The sequence below is a fragment of the Pseudomonas sp. RHF3.3-3 genome (assembly GCF_048069595.1).
Taxonomy (GTDB): Bacteria; Pseudomonadota; Gammaproteobacteria; order Pseudomonadales; family Pseudomonadaceae; genus Aquipseudomonas; species Aquipseudomonas fuscovaginae_B.
The window spans coordinates 904,853-915,777 of record NZ_CP182250.1; the positions used below are offsets into that span (position 1 = coordinate 904,853).

Here is a 10,925-nt window from a genome sequence, read left to right on the forward strand (position 1 = left end):
AATAGCTTATTCCTGGCTTTCTGCGCGTTCGCGTGCAATTGCACGATACCCAATATCGCTGCGGTAGAAGCAGCCTTCCCAATTGATTTTAGCTGCGAGCTGGTAAGCCTGCTGCTGAGCGGCGCCAACGCTCTCGCCCAGCGCCGTGGCGCAGAGCACACGGCCGCCGCAAGTGACGATCTGGCCGTCCTTGAGGGCGGTACCAGCGTGGAAAACCTTGCCTTCCAGGCTCGCTGCAGCGTCGAGGCCGCTGATCGCCGCGCCCTTGGCGTAGTCGCCCGGATAGCCGCCGGCTGCCAGGACGATGCCCATGCTCGGCCGCGGATCCCATTGGGCCTCGACCTTGTCCAGGGCCTGGGCCAGCGCGGCCTCGACCAGCAGCACCAGGCTCGACTGCAGGCGCAGCATCACCGGCTGGGTTTCCGGGTCGCCGAAACGGCAGTTGAACTCGATGACCTTGGGGTTACCGGCCTTGTCGATCATCAGACCGGCGTAGAGGAAACCGGTGTAGACGTTGCCTTCCTCGGCCATGCCGCGCACGGTCGGCCAGATCACCTGGTCCATCACGCGCTGGTGGACTTCGGCGGTGACCACCGGAGCGGGCGAGTAGGCGCCCATGCCGCCGGTATTCGGACCGCTGTCGCCGTCGCCGACGCGCTTGTGGTCCTGGCTGGTGGCCATCGGCAGGACGTTCTTGCCGTCGACCATGACGATGAAGCTGGCTTCCTCGCCGTCGAGGAACTCCTCGATCACCACGCGCGAACCTGCGTCACCGAAGGCGTTGCCGGCGAGCATGTCGCGCACGGCGTCTTCGGCCTCGGCCAGGGTCATGGCGACGATCACGCCCTTGCCGGCGGCCAGGCCGTCGGCCTTGATCACGATCGGTGCGCCTTTTTCACGCAGATAGGCCAGGGCTGGCTCGATCTCGGTGAAATTCTGGTAGTCGGCGGTCGGGATCTTGTGACGGGCCAGGAAGTCCTTGGTGAAGGCCTTGGAGCCTTCCAGCTGGGCAGCGCCGGCGGTCGGACCGAAGCAGTCCAGGCCGCGGGAGCGGAACAGGTCGACCACGCCGGCCACCAGCGGCACTTCCGGGCCGACGATGGTCAGGGAAACGTTGTTCTCGGCGAAGTCCGCCAGTTGCTCCAGGGCCAGGACGTCGATGGCGACGTTCTCGCACTTGGCCTCGATGGCGGTGCCGGCGTTGCCCGGGGCGACGAAGACTTTCTCGACGCGCGGATCCTGGGCGACTTTCCAGGCCAGGGCGTGTTCACGGCCGCCGCTGCCGATGATCAGGACATTCATTTGAAAAACCTCGATGACGCAGAATTCTGGGAGCGCTGTCGGCCACCGCCTGACTGTAGGAGCCGGGCTTGCCCGCGAAGCTTTTGGCGGCCTCAAGGGCCCCTTCGCGGGCAAGCCCAGCTCCTACAGCTCGGTGGCGTTCACACGCCTGTCATTAATGGCGGAAGTGGCGCATGCCGGTGAAGACCATGGCGATGCCGGCTTCGTCGGCCGCTGCAATCACTTCGCTGTCACGCATCGAGCCGCCTGGCTGGATCACTGCGGTGATACCGACCTTGGCCGCGTTGTCGATGCCGTCGCGGAACGGGAAGAAGGCGTCCGAGGCCATGACCGCGCCCTGCACCTGCAGGCCGGCGTGTTCAGCTTTGATCGCGGCGATACGTGCCGAGTTCACGCGGCTCATCTGGCCGGCGCCAACGCCGATGGTCTGGCGGTTCTTGGCGTAGACGATGGCGTTGGACTTGACGTACTTGGCGACTTTCCAGGCGAAGATCAGGTCGTTGATTTCCTGCTCGGTCGGAGCGCGCTTGGTCACCACCTTCAGGTCGGCGCTGGTGATCATGCCGATGTCGCGGCTTTGTACCAGCAGACCGCCGTTGACGCGCTTGTAGTCCCAGGCCGGCGCACGCTCGGCGTCCCACTGGCCGCACGCCAGCAGGCGCACGTTGGCCTTGGCGGCGACGATGGCACGGGCTTGCTCGCTGACGGAAGGGGCGATGATCACTTCGACGAACTGGCGTTCGACGATGGCCTTGGCGGTCTCGGCGTCCAGTTCGCGGTTGAAGGCGATGATGCCGCCGAAGGCCGATTCGCTGTCGGTGGCGTAGGCCAGTTCATAGGCCTGGCGGATGCCGCCCTCGGCGTCCGGGCTCACGGCCACGCCGCATGGGTTGGCGTGCTTGACGATCACGCAGGCCGGTTTGACGAAGCTCTTCACGCACTCCAGCGCGGCGTCGGTGTCGGCCACGTTGTTGTAGGACAGTTCCTTGCCTTGCAACTGGGTCGCGGTGGCGATGCCGGCTTCGGCCGGCTTGGCCTCGACGTAGAACGCCGCACTCTGGTGCGGGTTCTCGCCGTAGCGCATTTCCTGGGCCTTGACGAACTGGCTGTTGAAGGTGCGCGGGAATTCGCTGCGGCCCTCGGTCGACAGGGTCTCGGCGGCCTGGTTCACGGTGCCCATGTAGTTGGCGATCATGCCGTCGTAGGCGGCGGTGTGTTCGAACGCCTTGAGCATCAGGTCGAAGCGCTGAGCGTAGGTCAGGCCGCCGGCCTTGAGGTTTTCCAGGACCTGGGCGTAGTCGCTGGCATTGACGACGATGGCGACGTCCTTGTGGTTCTTGGCTGCCGAGCGGACCATGGTCGGGCCGCCGATGTCGATGTTCTCGATGGCGGTCGGCAGGTCACAGCCCGGCTTGCTGATGGTGGCTTCGAACGGGTAGAGGTTGACCGCGACCAGGTCGATCGGCTGGATGCCGTGCTCGTTCATGATCGCATCGTCGATGCCGCGACGACCGAGGATACCGCCGTGGATTTTCGGGTGCAGGGTCTTCACCCGGCCGTCCATCATTTCCGCAAAGCCGGTGTAGTCCGCGACTTCCACGGCGGCGACGCCGTTGTCCCGCAGCAGCTTGAAGGTGCCGCCGGTGGAGAGGATCTCCACGCCCAGGGCTTCCAGTTCACGAGCGAAATCGAGGATTCCGGTCTTGTCGGAAACGCTGATCAGGGCGCGGCGGATCGGCAGGCGGGTAGTCTGGTCGGTCATCTCGATGTCCATCAAAACAAGGGAGTCAGCAAAAAAGGCGACCGTTTCTACGCGGGCGCCTTTCTGGTTTTATTGAATGCTTACAGCAAATCGTACTGCTTGAGTTTCTTGCGCAGGGTACCGCGATTCAGGCCGAGCAGTTCGCTGGCCTTGGTCTGGTTGCCCTTGACGTAGTTCATCACGCTTTCGAGCAGGGGAGCCTCGACTTCGGAGAGCACCAGGTTGTACACGTCCGTGACGGCCGCGCCCTCGAGGTGGGCGAAATAATTGTGCAGCGCCTTCTCGACGCTGCCGCGAAGGGTCTGGCCCTCTTCGCTCGGCGTATTGAGGTGCTGTTTCAAATTGACGTTGTCGCTCACGGGCGTTGTTCCACTCACTAAAGTCTCGGTCATCATCGTCATGCGGCCACCCACTCTCCGTCCCCTGTCACCAGGCTCTTGTAACGTCCGGCGAAGAACTCACGAACGTTGGCGCACTGTGCTTCCGTATCTTCCAAACGATTGAAGTGGGCGCGAAACTCCCTGGCGCCCGGCAAGGTTGCGAGATACCAGCCGACATGCTTGCGGGCGATACGCACGCCCATGACCTCTCCATAGAAGGCATGCAGCGCGGCCAGATGCTCTAGCAGAATGCGTTCCACTTCCAACAGCTCCGGTGCCGGGAGGGTTTCACCGGTACGCAGGAAATGCTCTATCTCACGAAAAATCCACGGCCGCCCCTGGGCGGCCCGGCCGATCAACAGGCCGTCGGCACCGGTGGCGTTCAGCACGTACCGGGCCTTCTCGGCCGAATCGATGTCGCCGTTGGCGAAAACCGGAATCGACACCGCCTGCTTGATCGCGGCAATGGTGTCGTACTCGGCTTCGCCGGTGTACAGGTCTGCACGGGTCCGTCCATGCACCGCCAGGGCGGTGATGCCTGCCTGTTCGGCGATCTTCGCCACCGTCAGGCCATTTCTGTTCTCCCGGTCCCAGCCGGTGCGGATCTTCAGGGTGACCGGGACATCGACCGCCGCCACGACGGCGTGCAGGATCTCCCTCACCAGGTCTTCATCCTTCAACAGGGCGGAGCCGGCGGCCTTGTTGCAGACCTTCTTGGCCGGACACCCCATGTTGATGTCGATAATCTGTGCGCCCAGCTCGACGTTGGCCCGGGCCGCATCCGCCAGCATCTGTGCATCACCGCCGGCGATCTGCACCGAGCGCGGCTCGGGATCGCCTTCGTGGATCATGCGCAGACGCGACTTGCGGCTGTTCCACAGGCTCATGTCGCTGGTGACCATTTCCGAAACCACCAGGCCCGCGCCCAGGCGTCGGCAAAGCTGACGAAAGGGCTGGTCGGTCACCCCCGCCATCGGGGCGAGAATCAAACCGTTCTGCAGTGTGTATGGGCCGATGCGTACCGCCGACATAGGACTTCCCTGTTGTGGGGCCGGATCATTGGAGTTCGAAAAAGGGTTGGCATAATACCCGCTCTCGATGACCGGATAAAGGCAAAATTGGATAAAATCTGAACAGCTGATCTGTTATCGCCAGCAGTTTGGTCGTCGGCGGAAAACTGCCGTCAAACAACCTGACAACCCCGGCTACTCGGGCGAATGGAAGCTGAGGCTGTAGTTCACGGCCTTGGCGCCTGGGTCAAGGATATCCAGGGCGATATGGATCGGGGTCTGGGGCGGCATTTCGCTCTGTTCGGCGAGATCGCCGCCCAGGTATTCACCGGGCTTGAAGCGCCGGCTGGCGATCAGATGGCCGTTGAGATCGGCAAAACGCAGCTCCAGCAGGGGAAACGGCTGCGAAAACGACGCGCGGTTGTAGATGATCGCATCCACCACCAGGGCGCCGTTGAAGTCCGGGTGGCTGCGCACCACCAGGTTGCTGCTCTTGATCCGGGCGATATCGACCTTGGAGGGCACCTTGCAGCCCAACTGTGGGCACAGTTGCTGGAACCACGGCCGGTACTGGTCCTGGCGCGCCAGTTCGTCGAAGTGGTAGGCGACGTACTGGCCGAGCAGCGCGGCGCCGGCGAGCAGCACCAGCAGCAGCCAGAGCAGGCGCTTGCCCCAGGGCGAGCGCCGGCGTTGCCAGTCGAGATGGATCGGGTCGTCCTCGAGGTCCAGCAGCACGTCGTCGTGTGCGCCGACGCCGGGTTCGCTGCGGGCGCGGGCGGGTTTTTTCGGGTCGGCGGCGGGTTCATCCGCATCGTCCTGGTCGGCGCTCACGTGTTCGTGCGGTGTGAGCTCTTCCAGTTCGCTGTCTTCGATGGCCAGGCGTGGCGCCTGGGGCTCGTCGTCCAGGTCGGCGAGGTCGAAAGACAGCGAAGGCTCGGTGCGGCCCGGCTTGGGCTGTTCGGCCTTGCGTTCGATCTTGCGCTCGGCTTTCGGGGGCGGCGCTGGCCGCTCCTGATCGTCGTCGGCTATTTCGTCGGGTTCGCTGGCCGGAGCGCTGAATAGGCTGCCGGACCATTGGGTGTCGTCATCGTCGTTGTCGCGCCGGGCACTGAAGGATTCGTCCTTGCCCGGGTGGTCCTGGCCGAATGAGCGGGCCGGCTGGATTTCCCGCTGTTCCAGGCGGGCCAGCTCTTCGTCGAGATCCAGATCGTCCAGGTCCAGCTCCTGCGCCGTCCATTGCTTCTGGCTGATGGCGCGAGGTGGCACGGCTGGCACTATTGGCGCGGCGGGAGGCGGCGATGCGGGTGTCGCCGGTGCCGGGGGAGGGCTGGGGGCGACGGGCGTTGCGGGTGGATTGGCCGCCGCTTCCCGGGCCGCGCGCTGTTCCAGCAGTTGGCGCGCCGCATTGAACACCTGCAGGCACGAACCGCAGCGCACGACGCCACGCGCCACGCTCAACTGGGCATGGCTGACGCGAAAGCTGGTTTGGCAATGCGGGCACTGGGTGACGAAGCTGTCGGTCATGCGGCGATCCGGTTCATGCAAGCGCCCATTCTAGCGCCGACGGCCAGTGATGCGCACCCAGCCGTCGCGATCGGCAATCGGGTCCAGATCGAAGTCCCTGGCATAGGCGGCGGCCACTTCCTCGCCCTGTTCGGCGAGGATGCCGGACAGCGCCAGGCGCCCACCGGGCCTGACCAGGGTCGACAGTTGCGGGGCCAGGGCGACCAGCGGGCCGGCGAGGATGTTCGCCACCAGCACGTCGGCCTGCATCTTCGGCAGTTGCTCGGGCAGGTACAGCGGGAATAGTTCGGCGGCGATATTGTTGCGCCCGGCGTTGTCGCGGGAGGCTTCCAGGGCCTGCACGTCGATGTCGGTGCCGACCGCTTCGCGGGCGCCGAGCAGCAGCGCGGCAATCGCCAGGATCCCCGAGCCGCAGCCGAAGTCGAGAACGCTGCAGTCCTTGAGGTCCTGGCCGTCGAGCCATTCCAGGCACAGGGCGGTGGTCGGGTGGGTGCCGGTGCCGAAGGCCAGGCCCGGATCGAGCAGCAGGTTGACCGCTCCCGGCTCCGGTGCGGCATGCCAGCTCGGCACGATCCACAGGCGCTGGCCGAAACGCATCGGCTGGAAGTTGTCCATCCAGCTGCGTTCCCAGTCCTGGTCCTCGATCACTTCGGTGTGGTGGTCGGGCAACGGGGCACCGGTCAGCAGTTCGAGGTGCGCCAGTACGCTGGCGGCCTCGGTGTCGGCTTCGAACAGTGCCAGCAGGTGGGTGTGGGACCACAGTGGAGTGGTGTTCAGTTCGGGTTCGAAAATCGGCTGATCTTCGGCGTCCATGAAGGTTACCGAAACAGCGCCGACTTCCAGGAAAGCGTCTTCGTAGGTTTCGGCTTGTTCCGGGCTGATGGCGAGGCGTACTTGCAGCCAAGGCATGGCGGGCACCTGTGAAAATGAGTGTGCGACCGGGGTGGTCGCGAGAAACGCGGCAGTTTACGCCAGCGCGATGTTTTGTGGGAGTGGGCTTGCTCTGCCGGGAACGGGCCTGTCGGGTTGGAAGCGGGCTTGTTGGCGAAGGTTATCCACCGACTGGCCTCCGTGTCCTGCGCCGCACCGCTTCACGGGCAAGCCCGCTCCTGCAGAAAACGACAAGGCCGCTCGAAAGCGGCCTTGTCGTTCGGATCACCGACTCACTGGTGGGCGAGCTTGTGTTCCAGGTAGTGAATGTTCACACCACCTTCGCAGAAGCCTGCGTCACGAACCAGGTCGCGGTGCAGCGGGATGTTGGTCTTGATCCCGTCCACCACGACTTCGTCCAGGGCGTTGCGCATGCGCGCCATGGCTTCGTCGCGAGTGGCTCCCCAGGTGATCAGCTTGCCGATCAGGGAGTCGTAGTTCGACGGAACCTTGTAGCCGCTGTACAGGTGCGAGTCGACCCGCACGCCGTTGCCGCCTGGAGCATGGAAATGCTTGACCAGGCCAGGGCTCGGGATGAAGGTCTTGGGGTCTTCGGCGTTGATCCGGCACTCCAGCGCGTGACCGTGGATCTTCACGTCATCCTGGGTGTACGACAGCGGATTGCCAGCGGCGATGCTCAGCATCTCCTTGACGATATCGATGCCGGTGACCATTTCCGATACCGGGTGCTCCACCTGCACGCGAGTGTTCATCTCGATGAAGTAGAAGCGGCCGTTCTCGTACAGGAACTCGAACGTACCGGCGCCGCGGTAGCCGATGTCGATACAGGCCTGGACGCAGCGGGCCAGGACTTCCTTGCGCGCGTTTTCGTCGATACCCGGTGCCGGAGCTTCCTCCAGGACCTTCTGGTGACGACGCTGCAGCGAGCAGTCGCGGTCGCCGAGGTGGATCGCATGGCCCTGGCCGTCGGAAATCACCTGAACTTCCACGTGACGTGGGTTGGTCAGGAACTTCTCCAGGTAGACCATCGGGTTGCTGAACCAGGCGCCGGCCTCTTCGCGAGTCTGCTTGGCCGCTTCGACCAGCTCTTCCTCGCTGTGCACCACGCGCATGCCGCGACCACCGCCGCCGCCAGCGGCCTTGATGATCACCGGGTAACCGACTTCACGACCGATGCGCAGAGCGGTTTCCGGGTCTTCAGGCAGCGGGCCGTCGGAGCCGGGTACGGTCGGAACGCCGGCGGCGATCATGGCTGCCTTGGCCGAAACCTTGTCGCCCATCAGGCGAATGGTGTCGGCTTTCGGGCCGATGAAGGCAAAACCGGATTTCTCGACCTGTTCGGCGAAGTCGGCGTTTTCCGCGAGGAAGCCGTAGCCTGGGTGAATCCCGGTGGCGCCGGTGACTTCGGCAGCCGCGATGATGTTCGGGATGTTCAGGTACGAGTGGGTGGCCAGGGGCGGGCCGATGCAGATGCTTTCGTCCGCCAGTTTCACATGCATCAGTTCCGTATCGGCCGTCGAGTAAACAGCTACGGTCTTGATGCCCTGTTCCTTACAGGCGCGCAGGATACGCAGAGCAATCTCGCCACGGTTGGCGATCAGGACTTTTTCCAGCTTCGCAGGTTTGGACATCGAAGGCACTCCGCGGTTCAAACGATGGTGAACAGCGGCTGGTCATACTCAACCGGCTGACCGTTTTCTACCAGGATGGATTCGATCACACCGCTGGCTTCGGCCTGGATGTGGTTCATCATCTTCATCGCTTCGACGATGCAGATGGTGTCGCCTTTCTTGACGGTCTGGCCGACTTCGACGAACGGAGCCGAGGTTGGCGACGGGGTGCGGTAGAAAGTACCGACCATCGGCGACTTGACCACGAAGCCGTTCAGCTTCGGTGCGGCGGCAGCTTCAGGCGCGGCAGCGGCGGCAGCTGGAGCGGCCGGCGCGGCGGCTGGAGCCGGAGCCTGTACCGGTGCGGGCGCGTAGTACTGTTGCGCCGGGGCCTTGCTGTGGCGACTGATGCGTACGGACTCTTCGCCTTCCTTGATCTCGAGCTCGTCGATGCCGGACTCTTCCAGCAATTCGATCAGTTTCTTAACTTTACGGATATCCATGAATCGTCAACTCCCAAGGGTCGGTCAGGGGCGTTTATCGCTTGTCGTTCAAGCTGTTGCCAGTCTTTCAAGCTGCTCTAGGGCGGCCTCCAGGGCCAGTCGGTAACCGCTGGCGCCAAGGCCGCAGATCACTCCTACCGCGACATCGGAAAAGTAGGAGTGATGGCGGAAAGGTTCGCGTTTGTGCACGTTCGAAAGATGCACTTCGATGAATGGGATGCTCACTGCCAGCAATGCGTCACGTAATGCGACACTTGTATGTGTAAAAGCTGCCGGATTGATGATGATGAAGTCCACGCCTTCGTCTCGGGCGGCATGGATCCGATCGATCAACTCGTACTCGGCATTGCTTTGCAGATACATCAGATGGTGCCCGGCCTCCCGGGCCCGGCGCTCCAGGTCCTGGTTGATCTCGGCCAGCGTGACCGCGCCGTAGACGCCCGGCTCGCGGGTGCCCAGCAGGTTCAGGTTGGGTCCGTTCAGGACCAGTAGGGTCGCCATCGGCTGTTTCCTTGTCATCGGTGCGCAGGTGTCAATGCGCGCCGACTATGCCGCAAAGGGCCGGCGACTGTCCAGTTGACCGCAATAGCCAGCACGATGTCCGATGTTCGCGAAAAGTTTGTGACTCATATACGAAAACCGGTCATTCACGTTCAGTGCCGGTTCGGCGACGTTGCCTACAGGGGCTGACCAGAGGTTCATGGAACGACCGGCCGGACCGTGAGAATACCCTGTGCGGGCATGGAGAAAATGGCAGGCCTGCCTGCTCAGACGCGGAAAGCCTGCACCGCCGTATTCAGCTGTTTACCCAGTTCCAGCAGTCGCTCGCCCTGGCTGCGCCCTTCGCCGATGCGCAGCAGATTGTCCTCGCCCAGTTGGTGGATACGTTCGCTGTGGTCACGGATCTCGCTGACCGCGCCGCTCTGTTGGGCGGTGACGTCGGCGATGCGTACCGCCGTGTCGGAGATGGTCTGGATCGCCCCGACGATTTCATCCAGCGCGCCGTCGGCCGCCTGGGCCTGGCTGGCGGTGGCCTCGGCGTGTTCGACCTGGGTGCGCATGCCTTCCACCGATTCGCGGGCGGCGCTCTGCAGCCCGGCGATCAGGGTCTGGATTTCTCCGGTGGCACCGGCGGTGCGCTGGGCGAGCGTTCGCACCTCTTCGGCTACCACCGCGAAGCCTCGGCCCATTTCCCCGGCGCGGGCGGCCTCGATGGCGGCGTTGAGCGCCAGCAGGTTGGTCTGGTCGGCGATCGAGCGGATCACCGTCAGCACGCCGCCGATGGTCGCCGATTCCTCGGCCAGGTGCTCGATCATCTGCGCGTTGCCCTGCACCTCGCCAACCAGCGCATGCAGGCCGGCCAGGCTCTGGGCGATGACCGTCTGGCCGTGCTCGACCGCCAGGCCGGCACTGCGGCTGGCGTCCGCCGCCTGGCTGGCATCGCCGCTGACCTGCTGGATGGTCGCCTCCAGTTCCCCCAGGGCATCGCGGATCTGTCCGGTGTCGCCGGCCTGGCGTTCGGCGCCGCTGTGCAGGCCGCGGCTGAGGTCGGCCAGGGTACGGCTGCTGCCGGCGACCTGCTCGGCGTTCTCGCGAATGGTGCCCACCAGATCCACCAGGTAGGCGCGCAGGCGATTCAGCGAGGCTTCGATATCGTGCAGTTCGCGGTTGGTCCTGCCCAACTGGATGTCCCGGCTGAAGTCGCCTTCGGCCCAGATCGAAAGAGCTGGGGCGAGGTTGGTCAGGACCCGGGCCAACTTGCGCTGCAGGGTGTCGATCAACAGGGCGATCAGCAGGATCAGGCCGATCATCGCGCCCTGCATCAGGCGTACCTCGCTCTCGATCTGGCCGTGCTGGGCGCGGACCAGCGGCTCCATGGCGGCGATCGCCTGCTGCACGGCGCTGATTTTCTGGTGGGTCGCCGCCGCCAGGTCGGCTCGGCG

The 10,925-nt window shown here is 64.2% G+C and carries 9 protein-coding genes and 1 pseudogene; all 10 read right to left on the minus strand.

What is annotated here, in order from left to right:
• Positions 1-6: 6 nt before the first annotated feature.
• The gene (gene purD / locus ACMGT0_RS04025; RefSeq protein WP_416771582.1) at positions 7-1,302 is read right to left on the minus strand and encodes a phosphoribosylamine--glycine ligase; all 1,296 of its coding nucleotides are present in this window, start codon (positions 1,300-1,302) and stop codon (positions 7-9) included.
• A 154-nt stretch (positions 1,303-1,456) separates the two neighbouring features.
• A complete protein-coding gene (gene purH / locus ACMGT0_RS04030) occupies positions 1,457-3,064 on the minus strand; it encodes a bifunctional phosphoribosylaminoimidazolecarboxamide formyltransferase/IMP cyclohydrolase (RefSeq protein ID WP_054059599.1) in 1,608 nt (535 codons plus the stop codon).
• An 80-nt stretch (positions 3,065-3,144) separates the two neighbouring features.
• Positions 3,145-3,465: a DNA-binding transcriptional regulator Fis gene (fis, locus tag ACMGT0_RS04035; RefSeq protein WP_003186237.1), complete on the minus strand. Its 321-nt coding sequence runs from the start codon at positions 3,463-3,465 to the stop codon at positions 3,145-3,147.
• A complete protein-coding gene (gene dusB, locus ACMGT0_RS04040) occupies positions 3,462-4,475 on the minus strand; it encodes a tRNA dihydrouridine synthase DusB (protein WP_054059595.1) in 1,014 nt (337 codons plus the stop codon). The genes fis and dusB overlap by 4 nt, the downstream gene beginning before the upstream one ends.
• 174 nt (positions 4,476-4,649) lie before the next feature.
• A complete protein-coding gene (locus tag ACMGT0_RS04045; RefSeq protein ID WP_416771585.1) occupies positions 4,650-5,978 on the minus strand; it encodes a DUF3426 domain-containing protein in 1,329 nt (442 codons plus the stop codon).
• Between the two features lie 30 nt (positions 5,979-6,008).
• On the minus strand, positions 6,009-6,887 hold the full coding sequence (gene prmA / locus ACMGT0_RS04050; RefSeq protein ID WP_054059594.1) for a 50S ribosomal protein L11 methyltransferase: 879 nt from the start codon (positions 6,885-6,887) through the stop codon (positions 6,009-6,011).
• Positions 6,888-7,141: 254 nt separating this feature from the next.
• Positions 7,142-8,500, minus strand: coding sequence for an acetyl-CoA carboxylase biotin carboxylase subunit (gene accC, locus ACMGT0_RS04055; RefSeq protein WP_054059593.1), 1,359 nt, complete (start codon positions 8,498-8,500; stop codon positions 7,142-7,144).
• 17 nt (positions 8,501-8,517) lie between these two features.
• Positions 8,518-8,982, minus strand: coding sequence for an acetyl-CoA carboxylase biotin carboxyl carrier protein (gene accB, locus ACMGT0_RS04060; protein WP_017903772.1), 465 nt, complete (start codon positions 8,980-8,982; stop codon positions 8,518-8,520).
• Between the two features lie 48 nt (positions 8,983-9,030).
• Positions 9,031-9,483: a type II 3-dehydroquinate dehydratase gene (gene aroQ / locus ACMGT0_RS04065; RefSeq protein WP_054059592.1), complete on the minus strand. Its 453-nt coding sequence runs from the start codon at positions 9,481-9,483 to the stop codon at positions 9,031-9,033.
• A gap of 266 nt (positions 9,484-9,749) precedes the next feature.
• Positions 9,750-10,256 (minus strand): annotated as a pseudogene (locus ACMGT0_RS04070) (methyl-accepting chemotaxis protein); the annotation flags it as partial.
• Positions 10,257-10,925 lie beyond the last annotated feature (669 nt).

Coding starts and splice junctions, on each gene's coding strand:
- ACMGT0_RS04045 (WP_416771585.1), bottom strand. CDS start 5,978: ATGACCGACAGCTTCGTCACCCAGTGCCCGCATTGCCAAACCAGCTTT.
- prmA (WP_054059594.1), bottom strand. CDS start 6,887: ATGCCTTGGCTGCAAGTACGCCTCGCCATCAGCCCGGAACAAGCCGAA.
- accC (WP_054059593.1), bottom strand. CDS start 8,500: ATGTCCAAACCTGCGAAGCTGGAAAAAGTCCTGATCGCCAACCGTGGC.
- purH (WP_054059599.1), bottom strand. CDS start 3,064: ATGACCGACCAGACTACCCGCCTGCCGATCCGCCGCGCCCTGATCAGC.
- accB (WP_017903772.1), bottom strand. CDS start 8,982: ATGGATATCCGTAAAGTTAAGAAACTGATCGAATTGCTGGAAGAGTCC.
- fis (WP_003186237.1), bottom strand. CDS start 3,465: ATGACGATGATGACCGAGACTTTAGTGAGTGGAACAACGCCCGTGAGC.
- purD (WP_416771582.1), bottom strand. CDS start 1,302: ATGAATGTCCTGATCATCGGCAGCGGCGGCCGTGAACACGCCCTGGCC.
- dusB (WP_054059595.1), bottom strand. CDS start 4,475: ATGTCGGCGGTACGCATCGGCCCATACACACTGCAGAACGGTTTGATT.
- aroQ (WP_054059592.1), bottom strand. CDS start 9,483: ATGGCGACCCTACTGGTCCTGAACGGACCCAACCTGAACCTGCTGGGC.